The 18282-nt window shown below is 72.8% G+C and carries 18 protein-coding genes; 13 read left to right on the top strand and 5 right to left on the bottom strand.

All coding sequences use genetic code 11. From position 1 onward, the window contains the following. Positions 1–172: 172 nt before the first annotated feature. The 3 genes from ACQY0Z_RS09130 to ACQY0Z_RS09120 are packed head-to-tail and all read left to right on the top strand — an operon-like array spanning position 173 to position 1589. Positions 173–385 (top strand): hypothetical protein, encoded by a 213-nt coding sequence (locus ACQY0Z_RS09130; protein ID WP_191883178.1) that lies wholly within the window; start codon positions 173–175, stop codon positions 383–385. Between the two features lie 20 nt (positions 386–405). Next, positions 406–1125: an NPCBM/NEW2 domain-containing protein gene (locus ACQY0Z_RS09125; protein ID WP_439812070.1), complete on the top strand. Its 720-nt coding sequence runs from the start codon at positions 406–408 to the stop codon at positions 1123–1125. Positions 1126–1163: 38 nt separating this feature from the next. Further along, positions 1164–1589, top strand: coding sequence for a VOC family protein (locus ACQY0Z_RS09120; RefSeq protein ID WP_439812069.1), 426 nt, complete (start codon positions 1164–1166; stop codon positions 1587–1589). A gap of 9 nt (positions 1590–1598) precedes the next feature. Here the strand turns inward: ACQY0Z_RS09120 and ACQY0Z_RS09115 are convergent, their stop codons facing one another. After that, a complete protein-coding gene (locus tag ACQY0Z_RS09115; RefSeq protein WP_189896168.1) occupies positions 1599–4472 on the bottom strand; it encodes an FAD-binding and (Fe-S)-binding domain-containing protein in 2874 nt (957 codons plus the stop codon). Between the two features lie 293 nt (positions 4473–4765). Between ACQY0Z_RS09115 and ACQY0Z_RS09110 the strand changes: the two genes are divergently transcribed. The 7 genes from ACQY0Z_RS09110 to serC all read left to right on the top strand — a co-directional run bounded on the left by ACQY0Z_RS09110 (position 4766) and on the right by serC (position 12025). Further along, positions 4766–6937 carry an ATP-binding protein gene (locus tag ACQY0Z_RS09110; RefSeq protein WP_439812068.1) on the top strand — a complete coding sequence of 724 codons (2172 nt, stop codon included), beginning with the start codon at positions 4766–4768 and terminating at the stop codon, positions 6935–6937. Further along, positions 6934–7341 (top strand): roadblock/LC7 domain-containing protein, encoded by a 408-nt coding sequence (locus tag ACQY0Z_RS09105; protein WP_019524535.1) that lies wholly within the window; start codon positions 6934–6936, stop codon positions 7339–7341. The genes ACQY0Z_RS09110 and ACQY0Z_RS09105 overlap by 4 nt, the downstream gene beginning before the upstream one ends. Then, positions 7338–7685 carry a DUF742 domain-containing protein gene (locus ACQY0Z_RS09100; protein WP_189896174.1) on the top strand — a complete coding sequence of 116 codons (348 nt, stop codon included), beginning with the start codon at positions 7338–7340 and terminating at the stop codon, positions 7683–7685. Before ACQY0Z_RS09105 ends, ACQY0Z_RS09100 begins: the two co-directional genes overlap by 4 nt. Continuing rightward, entirely contained in the window at positions 7666–8301 is a 636-nt protein-coding gene (locus tag ACQY0Z_RS09095) for a GTP-binding protein (RefSeq protein WP_381724785.1), read from the top strand. The genes ACQY0Z_RS09100 and ACQY0Z_RS09095 overlap by 20 nt, the downstream gene beginning before the upstream one ends. Continuing rightward, a complete protein-coding gene (locus ACQY0Z_RS09090) occupies positions 8298–9530 on the top strand; it encodes a cytochrome P450 (protein WP_189896175.1) in 1233 nt (410 codons plus the stop codon). The genes ACQY0Z_RS09095 and ACQY0Z_RS09090 overlap by 4 nt, the downstream gene beginning before the upstream one ends. Next, a complete protein-coding gene (locus ACQY0Z_RS09085; RefSeq protein ID WP_439812067.1) occupies positions 9527–10777 on the top strand; it encodes a cytochrome P450 family protein in 1251 nt (416 codons plus the stop codon). Before ACQY0Z_RS09090 ends, ACQY0Z_RS09085 begins: the two co-directional genes overlap by 4 nt. A gap of 129 nt (positions 10778–10906) precedes the next feature. Further along, positions 10907–12025, top strand: a complete 1119-nt coding sequence (gene serC, locus ACQY0Z_RS09080) for a phosphoserine transaminase (protein WP_254586741.1) — start codon at positions 10907–10909, stop codon at positions 12023–12025. 78 nt (positions 12026–12103) lie between these two features. Here serC and ACQY0Z_RS09075 read toward each other — a convergent pair whose 3' ends face one another. Then, positions 12104–13090 carry a WD40 repeat domain-containing protein gene (locus tag ACQY0Z_RS09075; protein WP_254586740.1) on the bottom strand — a complete coding sequence of 329 codons (987 nt, stop codon included), beginning with the start codon at positions 13088–13090 and terminating at the stop codon, positions 12104–12106. A gap of 88 nt (positions 13091–13178) precedes the next feature. Between ACQY0Z_RS09075 and ACQY0Z_RS09070 the strand changes: the two genes are divergently transcribed. Beyond that, positions 13179–13856, top strand: coding sequence for a GDSL-type esterase/lipase family protein (locus tag ACQY0Z_RS09070; protein WP_189896182.1), 678 nt, complete (start codon positions 13179–13181; stop codon positions 13854–13856). Positions 13857–13938: 82 nt separating this feature from the next. Then, positions 13939–14931 (top strand): aldo/keto reductase, encoded by a 993-nt coding sequence (locus ACQY0Z_RS09065; RefSeq protein WP_381729432.1) that lies wholly within the window; start codon positions 13939–13941, stop codon positions 14929–14931. Positions 14932–15064: 133 nt separating this feature from the next. Here ACQY0Z_RS09065 and thpR read toward each other — a convergent pair whose 3' ends face one another. Next, on the bottom strand, positions 15065–15637 hold the full coding sequence (thpR, locus tag ACQY0Z_RS09060; protein ID WP_189896184.1) for an RNA 2',3'-cyclic phosphodiesterase: 573 nt from the start codon (positions 15635–15637) through the stop codon (positions 15065–15067). Positions 15638–15728: 91 nt separating this feature from the next. On the opposite strand from thpR, the gene ACQY0Z_RS09055 reads away from it, so the two are divergent. Next, on the top strand, positions 15729–16316 hold the full coding sequence (locus ACQY0Z_RS09055; RefSeq protein WP_347224991.1) for a Uma2 family endonuclease: 588 nt from the start codon (positions 15729–15731) through the stop codon (positions 16314–16316). A gap of 22 nt (positions 16317–16338) precedes the next feature. Here ACQY0Z_RS09055 and ACQY0Z_RS09050 read toward each other — a convergent pair whose 3' ends face one another. Both ACQY0Z_RS09050 and ACQY0Z_RS09045 read right to left on the bottom strand, forming a co-directional pair. After that, the gene (locus tag ACQY0Z_RS09050; protein WP_254586737.1) at positions 16339–17703 is read right to left on the bottom strand and encodes an MFS transporter; all 1365 of its coding nucleotides are present in this window, start codon (positions 17701–17703) and stop codon (positions 16339–16341) included. 31 nt (positions 17704–17734) lie between these two features. Further along, on the bottom strand, positions 17735–18172 hold the full coding sequence (locus ACQY0Z_RS09045) for a MarR family winged helix-turn-helix transcriptional regulator (RefSeq protein ID WP_019524522.1): 438 nt from the start codon (positions 18170–18172) through the stop codon (positions 17735–17737). Between the last annotated feature and the right edge of the window lie 110 nt (positions 18173–18282).

The following is an 18282-nucleotide window of genomic DNA, read 5'->3' as shown; positions in this document are numbered from 1 at the left end:
CGCCGAAGGGAGCAGGCGCGGCTGGAACCGCCAGGTCCGGTTTCCGGGGCCAACTGGCTCGTCGCCCGGAGCCGACAACGCGGCGACATCCTGGTTGACGCATTCGGACACCACGCCCGAACACGACCGCCGCCACCATGAGGGCCCGCCACTCACGCCTACGGAGCACCACATGGCACGCACGATGAACGGGCCACAGCGAACGGCCATCTGGATCAAAGCTATCGGCGCGGTCACGGCCGTGGCCCTCGCGGCCCTCGGTGCCTATGTGGCTCTGCACCAGACCGACCCGGCCCCTACCAACTCCTGCCACGGCCGGACCATCTGCGGCGAGGACAACGACAACAACCAGGTGGGCGTCGGCGAGCCCGCCGTGAAGCAGTGAGGCGGGGGACGGCGGCCGCCGTGTTCGCGGCCCTCCTGCTCCTGGCGTCCGGCGCCTCCGGATGCAGCAAGGAGACCAACAACTGCAAGGACAGGGCCGTCTGCGGGAAGGGGAACGACAGCAACGGGCTGTCGGACGAGGCCGCCGGAAGCGGCGGTGCGGGCGAGGACCCCTCGGCGGACTCCGCCGACTTCGCCGAGTCTCCCGACCCGTCCTCCACGGACGAGGCGGACACCGCCGAGCCGTTCCCCGACGCGGAGTCCGCCGAAGACGCCCCCGAGGACGCCGCGGAAGCCCCGTCGGGGAACGGCGAGAGGCCCGAACAGGGGCCACGCACCCTGTTCCTGAGCGACGTGCACCCCATCGAGAAGGACGTCCGCAAGGGCACCACCGAGATCGCGGGGACCACGTACACCTCGTCCATCTGGAAGGACATCGGACCGAGCAGCAGCCTCAACAGCGTCTACGTGGTGTACGCGCTCAACGCGGACTGGACGACCTTCACCGCGGACGTCGGCCCCGACAGCGACTCGCGCCCCGACGTCGTGGTCGACTTCGAGGTGTACCTCGACGACCGGAAGCTCGGTGAGACCCATCGGGCCACCGTCACGGAGTCCGCCCACATCGAGGAGGACGTCACGGGCGGCATCCGGCTCCGCCTCGTCGCCAAGTTCGTCAGCGGGTCGAGCAACGGCTCGTACTCGGGCCAGGCCGCCTGGGGGTCCGCCCGGCTCGAATAGTCACGGCCTGCTGTCCGTCGCCTTGTTAGGGTGCCGCGATGGCAGAGATCAGGCAGGTTCAGATCACCTTCGACTGCGCCGAACCCGAGCGGGTGGCCCGGTTCTGGTGCGAGGTGCTGGGGTACGCCGTCGTGCCGCCCAAGGGGTACGCCTCCTGGGAGGAGTTCAACCGGGAGCGGTTCCCCGACGGGGACGGCGCCTGGTGTTCGGCGAGCGATCCGACCGGCGCGGGGCCGCGGCTGTTCTTCCAGCGGGTGCCCGAGGGCAAGACCGTCAAGAACCGCGTCCACCTCGACGTCCGCGTGGGCACCGGGCTGACCGGTGAGGAGCGGCTCGCCGCGCTGGAGGCCGAGTGCGCCCGGCTCATCCCCCTCGGCGCCACCCGGCAGCGGCTCCTCTACGACGGCACCGACTCCTGCATCGTCATGCAGGACGTCGAGGGGAACGAGTTCTGCCTCGACTGAGGCATCCCCTCACGCCCCCTCGTCCAGCGCCTCCGCCAGGATCTCCGCCAGGTGGCGGCCCCGCACGCCGCCCAGCTGCTCCAGCTGCGTCCGGCACGAGAACCCGTCCGCCTGGACCACCGCGCCCTCCGCCGCCTCCCGTACGGCGGGCAGCAGCTGCTCCTCCGCGCAGGCCCGCGAAACCTCGAAGTGGCCCTCCTCGAAGCCGAAGTTGCCCGCCAGACCGCAGCAGCCTCCCGCCAGTTCGCCCGTGAGGCCCGCCGCCTCACGCAGCCTGCGGTCGGCGGCGTCGCCCAGCACCGCGTGCTGGTGGCAGTGGGTCTGGCCGGTGACCGGGCGGTTCACGGCGGGCGGGGTCCAGTCGGGGGCGTGCCGTTCCAGCGCCTCCGCGAACGTCAGGACGCGTGCCGCCAGCCGAGCAGCGCGCGGGTCGTCGTGCAGAAGCTCCGGGGCGTCCGTACGCAGCGCCGCCGCACAGCTCGGTTCCAGCACCACCAGCGGCGCGTCCGTCGCCAGGACCGGTTCCAGGAGGTCCAGGGTGCGGGTCAACACCGCGCGTGCCCGGTCCAGTTGACCTGTCGAGATGTACGTCAGGCCGCAGCAGACCCGCCCGCGCCGCGCCCTCAGCAGGGAAAAGGCAGAGCGTGAGCGCGCGTCGCCCACCCGGGCCCCGGACCCCGGCCGCAGCGTCGGCGGTAGCACCACCCGCATCCCCGCCGCCTCCAGGACGCGGACGGCCGCCCGGCCCACCGACGGCGACAGATGCTCGGTGAAGGTGTCCGGCCACAGCACCACCAGCGGGCCATCGCCCCCAGCGGGCCTCCGCCTCCGCCACCACCGGGTGAAGGGCTCCGTCGCCAGGCGCGGGATCTCCCGCTCCCCCGCGATCCCGCCCACCCTCTTCGCCGGCCGCGCGAGCACCCGCACCGACGCCAGCGCGTTCGCCGCTCCCGCCGTCCGGGTCCGGGACGCCCAGGACAGCCACACCGGCAGCCACCCCATCGCGTAATGCGCGGCCGGCCGGCGGCGGCCCTCGTAGTGGTGGTGCAGGAACTCCGCCTTGTACGTGGCCATGTCGACGCCCACCGGGCAGTCGGAGCGGCACCCCTTGCAGGACAGGCACAGGTCGAGCGCGTCCCGTACCTCCGTGGAGCGCCAGCCGTCCGTCACCACCTCGCCCGCGAGCATCTCGTGCAGCAGCCGGGCGCGCCCGCGCGTGGAGTGCTCCTCCTCGCCCGTCGCCCGGAACGACGGGCACATCACGGCGGACCCCGACACGGACGTCGTACGGCACTTGGCGACGCCCACGCAGCGCCGCACGGCGGCCGAGAAGTCGCCGGCGTCGGCGGGGTAGCCGAAGGCGACGTCGACCGGTTCGCGTGGGAGGGCGGTGAAGCGGAGGTCGGCGTCGAGGGGCGCGGGGCGGACCAGCATGCCGGGGTTGAGCAGGCCGTCCGGGTCCCACACGCCCTTGACCCGCTCGAAAAGGGCGACGGTCTCCTCCCCGTACATCCGCGGCAGCAGCTCCGCGCGCGCCTGCCCGTCGCCGTGCTCTCCGGAGAGGGAGCCGCCGTGGGCGACGACGAGGTCCGCCAGTTCCTCCGAGAAGCGCCGGAAGCGGGCGACGCCCGGCCCGGTCAGCAGGTCGAAGTCGATACGGACGTGGATGCAGCCGTCCCCGAAGTGCCCGTACGGGGTGCCGCGCAGGCCGTGCTCGGCGAGCAGCGCCCGGAAGTCCCGCAGATAGTCGCCGAGCCGGGCGGGCGGCACCGCGCAGTCCTCCCAGCCGGGCCACGCCTCGCTGCCGTCCGGCATCCGGGTGGCCGTCCCGCTGGCGTCCTCCCGGATGCGCCACAGGGTGCGCTGCCGGGCCGGGTCGGTGACGACCAGCGCGTCCACGACGTCCGCCGCCCGCACGATCGCCTCGGCGGCCGCGCGGGCCTCCGCCTCGGTGTCCCCGCCGGCCTCGACGAACAGCCACGCCCCACCGCGCGGCAGATCGGCCGCGGACGGCACCAGATCGGCCGCCATCCCCTCCACCGTCAGCGGCCCGTACGGCAGCAGCCCCGCCGCCGCCTGCGCGGCCCCGCTCTCGTCGGCGTACGCCAGCACGGCGAGCGCCCGCGCGCGGGGCGCCCGTACGAGGGTCAGCTCCGCCTCGGTGAGCACGGCGAGGGTGCCCTCCGAGCCGCAGAGGGAGCGGGCGACGTCGGCGCGGTTCTCCGGGAGCAGGGCGTCGACCGCGTACCCGGAGATACGGCGCGGCAGGTCGGGGAAGGCCGTGCGCAGGCGCGCCAACTCCCCGTCCACCAGCTCGCGCAGACCGACGGGCGCGCCCGCCCAGCCGGGTCCGGGGCGCAGCCGTTCGCCGCGGGCGGTGATCACCGACAGGGTGCGGACGTTGTCGGCGGTGGTGCCCCAGGCGACCGAGTGGGAGCCGCAGGAGTTGTTGCCGATCATGCCGCCGAGGGTGCAGCGGCCGTGCGTGGACGGGTCGGGGCCGAAGCGGAGTCCGTGCGGGGCGGCGGCCTCCTGGAGACGGTCGAGGACCAGACCGGGCTGCACGACGGCGGTGCCGGCGTCCGGGTCGAGGGACAGCAGGCGGTTCATGTGGCGTGTGAAGTCGAGCACGATGCCGGTGCCGGTCGCCTGTCCCGCGATCGACGTTCCGCCGCCGCGCGGCACCACGGGCACTCCGCGCTCCCGGCACACCGCCAGCGTCGCCGCGACGTCGTCGGCGTCCCGGGGCGCGACCACGCCGAGCGGAATCCGGCGGTAGTTGGAGGCGTCCATCGTGGTCAGGGCCCGCGCGGTGACGCCGAGGTCCACCTCGCCGCGTACCGCCTCGCGCAGCGCCGCCGCCAGTTCCCGCTGATCCGTCATGCCCTCAGGATGCCTCCGCGGGGTCGCGGCGCGGGCGGCGGCACACCCTCCGCGGGACCGGGCCGGGACGCGCGGCCCGGACTGTTTAACCAAAAACGGAAGCAGAATCTTCCCAACCCGATCACGAACTCCCATATAGTGACGGCGAGTTGCGCGCCGTTGCCGGACCTCGTTCGCAAACTGACCCCTTGCGGCATCAGAAGTCCGGCGTCCATCGAACGGCCCGAGGGCCGCGCAGCCACGACGGTGCACGCCCGCGGACCCGGCCGAGGACCTGACCGAGGACCTGACTGATGACCTCCCCCCTGCTCCCCGGCGACCGCCCCACCGCCCGCAGCCTGCTGCCCGCCCCCGTGCTCACCGCCGCGTTCTGCGCGGTCGCCGTCGTGGCCTCGTTCGTCGTGTTCCCGTCGGAGGCGTTCGGCGCGGTCCTGGTGACCGGCGTGGTCGCGTCCGTGCTGCTGTGCGCCGCCGTCACGGCCGCCGCGTACGCCCGTCTGTCCGCGCGCGCCGCCCGGGAGCGGCTGGAGGCCGTCACCCAGGACGTCGGACGGCTGCTCCAGGAGCGGTCCCGGCTGACCGAGGACGCCCGCCGCCGGCACGAGCTGCTGACCGGCGAACTCACCCGCGAGCGCGCCCGGTTGTCCGCCGAGCTGGACCAGGAGCGGGCCCATCTCGCCGAGGCGCTGGCCGACGAGCGCGACCGGCTCGCCGAGCAGCACGCGGCCGAGCTGGCCCGGCTGGCCCAGGAGCGGACCGAGGAGCGCACCCGGGCCGACGACGCGCACACGGCGGAGCTGGCCCGGGCCGCGGAACGGCACACCGCCGAACTGGACCGGCTCACCGTCCAGCACGCCGGCGAACTCGCCAAGCTCACCGAGGAGCACACCGAGGAGCGCGAACGGCTGGAGGAGGAGCGCGACCGCCTGGCGCGCGAGCGGATCCGCCTCGCCGGGGAGAACGCGCGGCTCACCACCCGGCTGCGGGAGGCCGAGGGCGCCCGCGCGTCCGCCCTCGCCGCCACCGCCAACGCGGCCGGACGGATGCAGGCGCTGGCCACCGGCATGCTCGCCGACCTGCGCGCGATGGAGGAGAAGCACCACGACGAGGAGGTCCTCGCCGACCTGCTCCACCTCGACCACCGCACCGCCCAGGCGGGCCGTCTCGCCGACTCCGTCGCCGTCCTCACCGGCGCCCGCTCCGGCCGTCGCTGGGCCCGCCCCATCCCGATGGAGTCGATCCTGCGCGGCGCGATGGGACGCATCGCCGGCTACCAGCGGGTCCGCGTCCACTCCGCCAGCGACACCTCCGTCGCCGGGCACGCCGCCGAGGGCGTGATGCACGCGCTCGCCGAACTCCTCGACAACGCCGCGAACTTCTCGCCGCCGACCGCCGAGGTCCACGTCTACGTGGAGGAGGTGCCGGCCGGTGTCATCGTGTCCGTCGAGGACAGCGGCCTGGTGATGGGCGAGGCGCAGCTGCGGCGCGCCGAGCGGGCCGTCACCGGCGAGTCCACCGAGCTGGGCGGCCTCACCGGCACCCGGCTGGGTCTCGCGGTCGTCGGCCGGCTGGCCCGGCGGTACGGGCTGCGGGTGTCGTACCGGCCCTCCGCGCGCGGCGGCACGGGCGTACTGGTGCTGCTGCCGCAGGACATCCTCGTACCGGCGGACGCGGCGCCCCTGCGGCCGGTCACGGAACCGGCGGTGAACGGGGCGGCCGCCCGCACCCTGACCGCGGCGGTGAAGCCGGCGGACGTGAAGGAGCGGGAGGCCTCCGCCGGGGTGCCGTCCGCCGCGAAAGCCGCGATGCCGTCCGGCACGAGCGACGCGGAGCCCGACGCCCCGACGGGCCCCTCCGGCACGCGCGGCGCGGAGTCGTCCGGCACGGAGGACGACCAGCCGTCCGCCGCCGACGACAAGGCTCCGGCCGCCGAGGACGCGCCCCTGGTCCTCCCCCAGCGCCGCTCCGTGACCCGCGAGGCCACCGAGCCCGAGCCCCGCCACGGCGCCACCGGTGACACCGCCGCCTCCCCCGCCTCCCCGGAGACGGAGCGCCCTGCCACCTCCGCCCGCGCCGCCGTCCTCCCCGCCCCCTCCTACGCCGCCGCCCGTTCCGGCGGCGACGTGGACGCCGACCCGGTGCCGGCCCACGCCTCCGCGTCCGGCGACGGCGACGCGCCGCCCCTGGTGCTGCCCCGCCGGCGCCGTGGCCGCACCCTCGCCGAGGCGGAGCGCCGGGCGGGCGCGAGCAGCCGTGGAGCGGAGTCCCGGCCCGCGCCCACGGCCGAGGAGACCCGCGCCCGCACCGCCCGTTTCAGCAGCTTCCGCCAGGCCGTGCGGACCCCCACCCCGGACGACACGGCCGACCCCGACGCGGGCGTCCCCCCGGCCCGCGAGACCACCCCCGACCCCGAGACCGCACCTCAGCCCACCCCCGTGACTCCGGAAGGCGACACCACCTCATGACCGGCACGACCACCGCGGACGAGAAGCTCACCTGGCTCATCGAGGGCCTGTTGGAGCGCACGCCGGGCGCGCGGCACGCGCTCGTGCTGTCCCGTGACGGCCTGAAACTGTGCCGCACGACCGAGCTCTCCAACGACCAGGCCGACCAGCTCGCCGCCATCGCGGCCGGCATCCAGTCGCTGTCGCACGGCGCGTCCGTCGAGTTCGGCGACGGCACCGGCGGGGTGCGCTCGGCGATGACCGAGTTCTACGGCGGCGTGCTGTTCATCGTGGAGGCCGGCCAGGGCGCGCACCTGGCCGTCGTCACCACGGAGGACGCGGACGCCGGGCTCGTCGGGCACAACATGAGCGAGCTGGTGGAGCAGCTCGGCGAGCACCTGACCGCGCCGCCGCGCAGCTCATGAGCCGGCCCGGCAGGGACGACGCGCCCGACCGGCTGTACACCCTCACCGGGGGGCGCAGCCGGTCCGGGCCGGACAACCCGTTCGACCTGGTGACCCTGGTCGTCGCCGAGTGCGACCCGGTGCCCGGCATGCAGTCGGAGCACGCGGCGATCCTGCGGCTCACCGGACGGCCCACCGCGGTCGTGGAGATCGCGGCCGAGCTGAAGCTGCCGGTGAGCATCACCCGGATCCTGCTGTCCGACCTCCTCGCGGCGGGCCGGGTCAGCGCCCGTCACCCCCGCAACGCCGCCGTACCCGACCCCGACATCCTGGAGCAGGTGCTCGTTGGACTCCGCAACCTCTGAGACGCCGGTGGCGTCCGAGACGCGCACCCCGCTGGGCGCGTCGGCCGACAACGGCCTGAAGATCGTGGTCGTGGGCGGCTTCGGCGCCGGCAAGACGACGATGGTCCGCTCCGTGAGCGAGATCCGTCCCCTCAACACCGAGGAGACGATGACCCAGGCCGGCGAGGGCGTCGACGACCTCAAAGGGGTGCGCGGCAAGACCGCGACCACCGTCGCCTTCGACTTCGGCCGCATCACGCTCGACGAGCGCAACGTGCTGTACCTGTTCGGCGCGCCGGGGCAGGAGCGGTTCTGGTTCCTGTGGGACCGGCTGTTCTCCGGCACGCTCGGCGCGGTGGTGCTGGTCGACACCCGGCGCATCGACGACTCCTGGTACGCCATCGACCGGCTGGAGCGGCACGGCACGCCGTTCATCGTGGCCTGCAACGACTTCGGCGGGCCCACGTTCACCCCGCAGCAGGTCCGCGAGGCGCTCGACCTGGACCCGCACGTGCCGCTGGTGAACTGCGACGCGCGGTCCCGCGAGTCCAGCAAGATCGTGCTGATCACGCTGGTGGAGCACCTCAAGGAGCTGTACGCCGATCAGGCCCGAGCCCCCCGTCAGGAGCTGGTGTGAGTCCCGCCTCCGTCCCCGACGCCGTCCCGTTCAGCGGCCCCCTGCTGCAGGACGACCCGGCCCGCGTCTACCGCGAGCTGCGCCGTGAGCACGGCAGCGTGGTGCCGGTCGTGCTCGACGGCGACGCGCCCGCCTGGCTGGTCCTCGGCTACCGCGAGCTGCACCAGGTCACCGGCGACCCGGTGCTGTTCAGCCGGGACTCCGAGCTGTGGAACCAGTGGGAGGACATCCCCGACGACTGGCCGCTGCTGCCGATGATCGGCCGCCGTCAGCCGTCCATCCTCTACACCGTCGGCGAGCGGCACCGGGAGCGGGCCGCGATGCTGGGGAACGCGCTGGAGGCGGTCGACCCGACCGAACTGCGCGGCCACTCCGAGCGGTTCGCGGACGAGCTGATCGACGCGATCTGCCCGCGCGGGTCCGCGGACGTCATCGGCGAGTTCGCGATGCTGCTTCCGGTGCGGGTGCTGGCCCGCCTGTACGGGTTCCCCGACGACAAGGGTCCGGCGCTGGTCACCGCGCTCAACGACATGATCGACGGGCGGGAGCGGGCGCTCGCCGGTCAGACGCACCTGTTCACGTCGATGACGGAGCTCGTGGCCCAGCGGCGCAAGGAGCCCGCTCAGGACGTCGCCTCCCGGATGCTCGCCGACACCTCGGGCTTCACGGACGAGGAGATCGTCCAGGACCTGATGGTGATGATGGCGGCCGGGCACCAGCCGACCGCCGACTGGATCGGCAACTCGCTGCATCTGATGCTCACCGACTCCCGGTTCGCGGCCTCGCTGTTCGGCGGCCGCAACAGCATCGCCGAGGCGATGAACGAGGTGCTGTGGGAGGACACCCCGACGCAGAACGTGGCGGCGCGGTGGGCGTCGCGCGACACGCAGCTCGGCGGGCGCCGCATCCGGGCCGGCGACATGGTGCTGCTGGGCCTCCAGGGCGCCAACTCCGATCCGCAGGTGCGCACCGACGGCTCGCTCACCGGCGGCAACAGCGCGCACTTCTCCTTCGGTCACGGGGAGCACCGCTGCCCGTTCCCGGCGCAGGAGATCGCCGAGGTGATCGCCCGGACCGGCATCGAGGTGGTCCTGGACCGGCTGCCGGACATCGACCTGGCCGTGCCGGCCACCTCCCTGACCCGCCGCCCGTCGCCCTGGCTGCGCGGCCTGTCCGAGCTCCCGGTCACCTTCACACCCACCCCCGCCCTTGGAGGCTCGCTCGCATGACGGCTGGTACGGACCTCACCGCGACGGACACCGAAGAGACCCGCATCCCCCTCGACCCGTTCGTCTCCGACCTGGACACCGAGAGCGCCGCGCTGCGGGCCGCGGGGCCGCTGGCCGCCGTGACCCTGCCGGGCGGTGTGGACGTGTGGGCGGTGACGCATCACGCCGAGGCGAAGAAGCTGCTGACCGACCCGCGGCTGGTGAAGGACATCAACGTCTGGGGCGCCTGGCGGCGCGGGGAGATAGCCCCGGACTGGCCGCTGATCGGGCTGGCGAACCCGCCCCGCTCGATGCTCACCGTGGACGGCGCCGACCACCGGCGGCTGCGCACCCTGGTCGCCCAGGCCCTCACCCCCAGACGGGTGGAGCGGATGCGGGACCGGATCACGGAACTGACGGAGACCCTGCTCGACCAGGTGGCCGCGCAGCCCGGCGACAGCGTGGACCTGAAGGCGGTGTTCGCCTACCCCCTGCCGATGTACGTGATCGCCGACCTGATGGGGCTGGCGGAGGAGCGGCTGCCGCGGCTGAAGGAGCTGTTCGAGAAGTTCTTCTCCACGCAGACCCCGCCGGAGGAGGTCGTCGCCACGCTGACCGAGCTGGCCGGGATCATGGCCGAGACGGTCGCGGCCAAGCGGGAGAACCCGGGCGACGACCTGACATCGGCGCTGATCCAGGCGTCGGAGGACGGTGACCGGCTCACGGACGAGGAGATCGTCGCCACGCTCCAGCTGATGGTGGCGGCCGGGCACGAGACCACGATCTCGCTGATCGTCAACGCGGTGGTCAGCCTCTCCACCCATCCGGACCAGCGGGAGCTGGTGCTGTCCGGGCAGGCGGACTGGTCGGCCGTGGTCGAGGAGACGCTGCGCTGGTCCACGCCGACCTCGCACGTGCTGATCCGCTTCGCCACCGAGGACGTGCCCGTCGGGGACAAGGTGCTGCCCGCCGGGGACGCACTGATCGTGTCGTACGCGGCGATCGGGCGGGACGAGCAGGCGCACGGGCCGACGGCCGGCGTCTTCGACATCACCCGGGAGAGCCCCAACCGGCACATCTCCTTCGGGCACGGCCCGCACGTCTGCCCCGGCGCCGCGCTGTCCCGCCTCGAGGCGGGCGTCGCCCTGCCGGCGCTGTACGCGCGCTTCCCGAAGCTGGACCTGGCGGTCCCGGCGGGTGAGCTGCGCAACAAGCCGGTGGTGACCCAGAACGACCTGTACGAGCTGCCGGTGACGCTCGGCGGGTGAGAGACGCGGGTGGCGGACGGCCCTCCCCCCGGACCGTCCGCCACCCGTCCCGGTGACCTGTCTCAGCGACGCGTCTCAGCGGACGGACGAGATTGCGCCCGTGTTTCCCCCAGCCGTTAGGCTCCGGTCGTGGCTGAGATCCGGATTCCTGCTGACATCAAGCCCGCCGACGGTCGTTTCGGTGCGGGTCCCTCCAAGGTGCGGACGGAAGCGCTGGACGCGCTGGCCGCGACCGGCACGTCCCTGCTGGGCACCTCCCACCGCCAGGCGCCGGTGAAGAACCTGGTCGGCCAGGTGCGCGAGGGCATCCGCGAGCTGTTCCAGCTCCCCGACGGCTACGAGGTGATCCTCGGCAACGGCGGGTCCACCGCGTTCTGGGACATCGCGACCCACGGCCTGATCGAGAACAAGTCGCAGCACCTCAGCTTCGGCGAGTTCAGCTCCAAGTTCGCCAAGGCCGCCAAGCTCGCCCCGTGGCTGGCCGACCCGGACGTCATCTCCGCCGACCCGGGCACGCACCCGGAGGCGGTCGCCGCGGCGGGCGTCGACGTGTACGCCCTCACCCACAACGAGACCTCCACCGGCGTCGCCATGCCGATCAAGCGCGTCGCCGGCGCCGACGAGGGCGCGCTGGTCCTGGTGGACGCCACCTCCGGCGCGGGCGGCCTGCCGGTCGACGTCGCCGAGACGGACGTCTACTACTTCGCCCCGCAGAAGTCCTTCGCCTCCGACGGCGGCCTGTGGATCGGCGTGTTCTCCCCGGCCGCGATCGAGCGCGCCGAGCGGATCCACGCGAGCGGCCGGCACGTCCCGGAGTTCTTCTCCCTGCCGACGGCGATCGACAACTCCCGCAAGAACCAGACGTACAACACCCCGGCGCTCGCCACCCTGTTCCTGCTGAACCAGCAGCTGGAGTGGATCAACGGCCAGGGCGGCCTGGACTGGGCGGTCCGCCGCACCGCGACCTCCGCCCGCACGCTGTACGGCTGGGCCGAGGACATCAAGTACGCCAACCCGTTCGTCACCGACCCGGCGAAGCGCTCGGCCGTCATCGGCACGATCGACTTCACCGACGAGGTCGACGCGTCCGCCGTCGCCAAGGTCCTCCGCGCCAACGGCATCGTCGACACCGAGCCGTACCGCAAGCTGGGCCGCAACCAGCTCCGCGTCGCGATGTTCCCGGCGATCGACCCGGCGGACGTCGAGGCCCTGACGAAGTGCGTCGACTACGTGATCGAGCAGCTGTAATCCCGCTGACGTGAGAAGGGCGCCCGGTGATGATCCACCGGGCGCCCTTCGTCGTCCTCGGCGCACCGCGAGCCCCGTTCAGCCCCTGCGCCGGCGCCTGCTCAGTCCGAACAGGGCCGCGACCACCAGGGCGACCGCCAGCGCTCCTCCGACCTTCACGGTGCCGCCGTCCCCGGAGGCGCCGCCGTCCGCGCGGGAGCCGGAGCCGCCGCTGGAGCCGGAGCCGCCGTCCTCGTCCGCGCCGGGAGCCGGACGGCTCACCACCCCGCTCCGCTCCCCCTCGCTGCCGAACAGCAGCCGCGAGCCGTCGGCCGAGTACGTCACCGACTCGCCCTGCCCCTGGAGCGGCACGCTCAGCCGCCCCTTGCGCTGCAGCTTCCCGCCGTTCCAGGCGTAGTGGATGCCGCCGAAGTAGCCGCGCACCGCGAGGTCCTGGCCGTCCGGGGAGAGCGCGGCGTCGGTGGTCCACAGCTCGACGGGGGCGATGGGCCTGAAGACGTTGTCGCCCTCCGGTGAGAGCTTCGCCGGGCCCTCGTAGAGGTGCCCGCCGTCCTCGTGCTTGTCGATGAGGTACACCCGCCCGGTCTTCGGGTGGACGACCATCGCCTCGGCGTCGCGCGGGCCGTCGGAGTACTTCACGACGTACTGCGTGGCCTGGACGGTCGCGTCCTGGAGCCGCTGCGGCTCGGGGAGTTCGTAGATCCACACGTACGGCCAGGTGCCGCCGAGGTTGTCGCCGGTGTCGGCGACGAAGAGGCGGTTGCCGGGGCCGACGGAGATCGCCTCGACGTCCCGGGGCGTGCCGATGCCGGTGAGGGTGAGACGGGCGACGGTGTCGCCGGTGCCGCTGTCGACGGCGTAGAGGTAGGGGCCGTCGTCGCTGTCGTTGTGGGTCCAGTAGACGCCCGGGTGCTGCCGGGAGGCGGCCAGCCCGCTGGACTCGGTGATGCGCGGGTCGTTGATCGTGAACCCCTCGTCCCCGTCGTCGTTGTCGGCGGCGGAGGCGGGCACGGCGAGCGCGGCCGTCAGCAGGGTCGCGGCGAGCAGGGCGAAGGGTCTGCGCATGAGCCAAGACTGCCATCAGCGCGGGCCCCCGGGTGCGGGTGTCAGGGCTCACATCGCGTCGAACGCGCTGATCCACCATGATGATCGGGTGCTCAGGTTCATGCCCGTAGGTGACTCGATGACGATCGGGAGCGCGGGTGAACACACCTGGCGCTACCGCCTGTGGCAGCACCTGTGCGCCGCGTACGGCGGCCCCTTCACGCTGGTCGGCCCGCGCGAGACACTGCACGACCCGTCCACGGACGAGCCCACCTCGTACGCGTACGCCGACCCGGACTTCCCCCGGGCGCACCTGGCCGGCTGGGGCGAGGGCTGGTGCCACATGGCGCCGCTGATCGGCGACGCGGTGCGGTCCTGCCGGGCGGACGTGCTGCTGGTGTCGCTGGGCCTGATCGACCTGGGCTTCTACACCAACGCCGAACAGACCGCTGACAACGTGCGCGCGTTCGTCGCCGAGGCGCGCGCGGCCCGCCCGAAGGTGCGGATGGCGGTGATGCCGGTGGTCCGCAACATCCGGGTGGACGCGGACGAGACCTTCGCGGGGCAGGTCGACCGGTTCAACACGCTGCTGGGCGAGACGGTCGCCGACCTGGACACCGCGGCCTCCCCACTGCTGCTCGTCCCGCCGCCCGCGACGTACGACTTCCACGTCGACACCTACGACGGCACGCACCCCAACGAGAGCGGCGAGCACAAGATCGCGGGGGCGTTCGCCGAGGCGATGTGGCAGGAGTGGTCGCTGGGCGGGCCGTACAAGGCGGCCTGACCGTCCCCGACCGGACCGCTTCCGACGCCTGGCGCGTGAAGCGCTTGCATGGAGCGCACTCCAACACGTTGGCTGGACGTCCATGAGGTACACGCAGCTCGGACGCACAGGACTCAAGGTCAGCCGGCTCGTCCTCGGGACGATGAACTTCGGTCCGCAGACCGACGAGGCCGACAGCCACGCCATCATGGACGCGGCCCTCGACGCCGGCATCAACTTCTTCGACACCGCCAACGTCTACGGCTGGGGTGAGAACAAGGGCCGTACCGAGGAGATCATCGGCAGCTGGTTCGCCCAGGGCGGCGGCCGCCGCGACAAGGTCGTCCTCGCGACCAAGGTGTACGGCAACATGGGCGCGGACGGCGAGGCGTGGCCCAACCACGACAAGCTGTCCGCGGTGAACATCCGGCGCGCGGTGGACGCCTCGCTGAAGCGCCTGGGGACCGACCACATCGACCTGTACCAGTTCCATCACATCGACCGGGCCACCCCGTTCGACGAGATCTGGCAGGCGGTCGACGTCCTGGTCCAGCAGGGCAAGATCCTCTACGTCGGCTCGTCGAACTTCCCCGGCTACAAGATCGCCCAGGCCAACGAGACCGCCGCCCGGCGCGGCGGCACCATCGGACTGGTCAGCGAGCAGTGCCTGTACAACCTCGCCGAGCGGCGCGCGGAGATGGAGGTGATCCCGGCCGCGCAGGAGTACGGGCTCGGGGTCATCCCCTGGTCGCCGCTGCACGGCGGTCTGCTCGGCGGGGTCATCAAGAAGGAGGCCCAGGGCGGCCGCCGCGCCTCCGGGCGGGCCGCGGACACCCTGGCCGACCCGGCGGCGCGCAAGCAGATCCAGGCGTACGAGGACCTGCTGGAGAAGCACGGCGTGGAGCCGGGCGAGGCGGCGCTGGCCTGGCTGCTCACGCGTCCTGGGGTGACCGGGCCGATCGTCGGCCCGCGCACGCGTGAGCAGCTCGACTCGGCGCTGCGCGCGCTGGAGCTGGAGCTGAGCGAGGAACTGCTGGCCTCGCTGGACGAGATCTTCCCGGGCCCGGGTCCGTCCCCGGAGGCCTTCGCCTGGTGACGGCGGACAGGCCGTGACGGCCCGGCGGCGGCGCTACCTCCCGAGCGCCGCCGCCAGGGCCACCACGACGAACATCAGCACGAGCGCACCGGCCATGATCCGGTTCCGGGTCTTCGGGTCCACGCCGTCGAGCCTAACCGGCCGCGCCGAGTGCCCGGCGGGCGACCGCCTCGTAACGGGGCTGCTCGCCCGGAACGCCCGACCTGGGCAGGTGGCTGCGCACCAGCACCAGCTCCTCCACGATCCAGGTGCGGCTGCGGAAGTCGTCCAGCGCCGCGAGGTACGGCCGTACGTCCACGGCGTCGCGGCTGCGCGCCACGGTCAGGTGGGCCTTGTAGCGCCGGTGCTCGTCCATCTCGATGCCCGCCTTGCGCCCGGCCGCCTCGGAGCGCTCGGCCAGCAGCCGCATGGTGTGCAGGTCGCCCGACGCCCCGGTCCACAGCGCGCGCCCCCGGCCGAACTGGCCGCCGCCGGACAGCGCCAGCGGGAACGGCTCGGTCCGCGCCGCGGCCCGGCCCAGCCGGGCGGTCAGCTCGGGCACGGTGTCGTCGTCCACCTCGCCGTAGAACGCGAGCGTGAAGTGCCACCCGGCCCGCTCGGTCCAACGCAGCCCGTCACCCCCGCCCAGCGCCCGCAACCCGCCCACCTCGGCGTCCAGCGCCCCGATCACGTCCTCGGGCGGCAGCACGGCGGCGAAGAGTCTCATGCCTCCAGTGTCCCGCGTGCCCTGGTCGCCGTGCGTATCGTTGTTCTGCGCGGCTGTACGCATCGAGCGTCGGCCGGGGAGGAGCGCCACGATGACCGTCCTCGAAGACAGGATCGAGATGGCCGAGAGCGGCGATGAGCTCACGCTCGACATGATGTTTGAGTGGCTGGAGAAGATGCCCGTCCCCGAGGGTTACAGGACCGAGATCGTCGGGGGGCACATCTTCATGACGCCGCAGCGGGACACTCACTGGGACATCATCGCGGACATCTACGATCAACTGCGTGCGAAGTACCCGCGCAAGCGCCTGAAGTCCGACGTCCGCATCGATTACCCGGGGCACCTCAACGGCTTCGCCTCCGACGTGACCCTGCTGGCCGAGGGCGCCACCCAGAACAGCAAGGGACGGTGGCGCTGCGAGGATGTCGTCTTCATCGCCGAAGTGATCTCACGGAAGACCGCGGACAACGACTACGGGCCGAAGAAGGACGCATACGCCGCAGCCGGTGTGCCCGTGTACCTGATCGTCGATCCGTACACCGGCGAGTGGCACCTGCACACGCTGCCGAAGGACGGGAAGTACCACGGCAGCGTGTGCTTCGACTTCGGCATCGACATCGACCTGACCAGGACGGCCGTCGACCTCATCCTCCGAACCGACGACTTCCCCCGCGGCTGATGACGGGCCGGGGCCCGGCGGCTCATGCCGCCGGGGCCAGGGCCTTCGGGTGGTCGCGGGGGACGAAGCGGACGACCGGGTGGCCGTGGTGCCAGTGGACCGCGAGGCGCAGGCCGCCCGCGCGGGCCAGGATCAGGCCGATGACGGCGGCCGCGGTCATCGCGATCGCGCCGCCGGCCGCGAAGCCGACGCGGGCGCCGTAGGTGTCGGTGACCCAGCCGACGATCGGCGCGCCGACGGGGGCGCCGCCGAGGAACACCATCATGTACAGGGCCATGACGCGGCCCCGCACCGACGGGTCGGTGGACATCTGCAGGCTGGTGTTGGTGGTGACGTTGACCGTCATCGACACCAGGCCCAGCGGCACCATGATCAGCGCGAACATCCACAGCTCGGGCGACGCGGCGGCGAGGATCTCCAGCGCGCCGAAGGCCAGCGCGGCCATGATCAGCAGCCGTAGCCGGGCCGTGCCGCGCCGGGCGGCGAGCAGCGCGCCGGAGACGGAGCCGACCGCCATCAGCGTGTTGAACATGCTGTAGACGCCCGCGTCCCCGTGGAACACGTCGTCGGCGAAGGCCGACAGGTACACCGGGAAGTTGAAGGCGAACGTGCCCATGAAGCCGACCAGCACGATCGGCCAGAGCAGGTCAGGCCGTCCGGCCACGTAGCGCAGACCCTCGCGGAGCTGTCCCTTGCCGCGCGGGGCGCGCTCCACGGGGTGCAGCTCACGGGTGCGCATCAGCATCAGGCCGGTCAGCGGCGCGGCGAAGGACAGGCCGTTCAGCAGGAACGCCCAGCCCGTGCCGACGCCGGTGATCAGCAGACCCGCGACGGCGGGGCCGACCAGCCGGGCGGACTGGAAGTTCGCGGAGTTCAGGCTGACCGCGTTCTGCAGCTGCCCGGGGCCGACCAGCTCGGACACGAAGGACTGGCGGGCGGGGTTGTCGACGACGGTCGCGAGGCCGAGGGCGAGGGCGGCGACGTAGATGTGCCACACCTCGACGAGGCCGGTCAGGGTGAGGACGGCGAGCGCGATCGACGTGAGCGCCATCGCGGACTGGGTGACCATCAGCGTGGGCCGCTTGCGCAGCCGGTCGACGAGGACTCCTCCGTAGAGGCCGAACAGCAGCATCGGCAGGAACTGCAGCGCCGTGGTGATGCCGACGGCGGCCGAGGAGCCGGTGAGGCTGAGCACCAGCCAGTCCTGGGCGATGCGCTGCATCCAGGTGCCGATGTTGGACACGACCTGGCCGAGGAAGAACAGGCGGTAGTTCCTGATCCTCAGCGAGGAGAACATGGAGTTCTTGCGGGCGGGGGCGTCGAGGGCGGTCTTGGTGTCGTAGGGGTCAGGTGCGGGGGCGGAAGCTGCTCCGGATCCCGTACTCAAAAGGTTCGCCTCCTGTGACTGCCGGGGGTGGTCAGATGTGCGCCAGTTTCTCCAGCACGGGGGCGGCGGCGCGCAGGGTCGCCCACTCGTCCTCGTCGAGCTCCTCGACCAGCGTGGCGAGGAACGCGTTGCGCTTGCGCCGGCTCTCCTCGAGCATCGCCTCGGCCCGCTCGGTCTGCGTGACGACCTTCTGACGCCGGTCGTCCGGGTGCGGCTCGAGCCTGACCAGGCCCTTGGCCTCCAGCAGCGCCACGATGCGGGTCATCGACGGCGGCTGGACGTGTTCCTTGCGGGCGAGCTCGCCCGGGGTGGCACTGCCGCAGCGGGCCAGGGTGCCGAGCACCGACATCTCGGTGGGGCTGAGCGACTCGTCGACCCGCTGGTGCTTGAGACGGCGGGAGAGCCGCATCACTGCGGAGCGAAGGGCGTTCACGGCGGCGGCGTCGTCGCCATGGCTGAGGTCCGGCATGTTCTTTAGCGTAACTCATTACTCTCGCTAAAGACCACCCGGTTCGGCCCGCCCCGCCCGTGAGTCACGCCACTCCCGCCCCAGGAGCGACACCTCCAAGGGCCGCACCG

It is taken from the genome of Streptomyces sp. P9-2, assembly GCF_051903975.1.
GTDB lineage: Bacteria > Actinomycetota > Actinomycetes > Streptomycetales > Streptomycetaceae > Streptomyces > Streptomyces cellulosae.
This window is presented reverse-complemented; position numbering and strand designations above follow the sequence as displayed.

Bases quoted from the DNA above. Each gene is read 5' to 3' on its own strand.
- ACQY0Z_RS09055 (WP_347224991.1), top strand. From the start codon at position 15,729: ATGACCGTCCTCGAAGACAGGATCGAGATGGCCGAGAGCGGCGATGAG.
- ACQY0Z_RS09105 (WP_019524535.1), top strand. From the start codon at position 6,934: ATGACCGGCACGACCACCGCGGACGAGAAGCTCACCTGGCTCATCGAG.
- ACQY0Z_RS09075 (WP_254586740.1), bottom strand. From the start codon at position 13,090: ATGCGCAGACCCTTCGCCCTGCTCGCCGCGACCCTGCTGACGGCCGCG.
- ACQY0Z_RS09120 (WP_439812069.1), top strand. From the start codon at position 1,164: ATGGCAGAGATCAGGCAGGTTCAGATCACCTTCGACTGCGCCGAACCC.
- ACQY0Z_RS09045 (WP_019524522.1), bottom strand. From the start codon at position 18,172: ATGCCGGACCTCAGCCATGGCGACGACGCCGCCGCCGTGAACGCCCTT.
- ACQY0Z_RS09100 (WP_189896174.1), top strand. From the start codon at position 7,338: ATGAGCCGGCCCGGCAGGGACGACGCGCCCGACCGGCTGTACACCCTC.
- thpR (WP_189896184.1), bottom strand. From the start codon at position 15,637: ATGAGACTCTTCGCCGCCGTGCTGCCGCCCGAGGACGTGATCGGGGCG.
- ACQY0Z_RS09085 (WP_439812067.1), top strand. From the start codon at position 9,527: ATGACGGCTGGTACGGACCTCACCGCGACGGACACCGAAGAGACCCGC.
- ACQY0Z_RS09115 (WP_189896168.1), bottom strand. From the start codon at position 4,472: ATGACGGATCAGCGGGAACTGGCGGCGGCGCTGCGCGAGGCGGTACGC.
- ACQY0Z_RS09065 (WP_381729432.1), top strand. From the start codon at position 13,939: ATGAGGTACACGCAGCTCGGACGCACAGGACTCAAGGTCAGCCGGCTC.
- ACQY0Z_RS09110 (WP_439812068.1), top strand. From the start codon at position 4,766: ATGACCTCCCCCCTGCTCCCCGGCGACCGCCCCACCGCCCGCAGCCTG.
- ACQY0Z_RS09130 (WP_191883178.1), top strand. From the start codon at position 173: ATGGCACGCACGATGAACGGGCCACAGCGAACGGCCATCTGGATCAAA.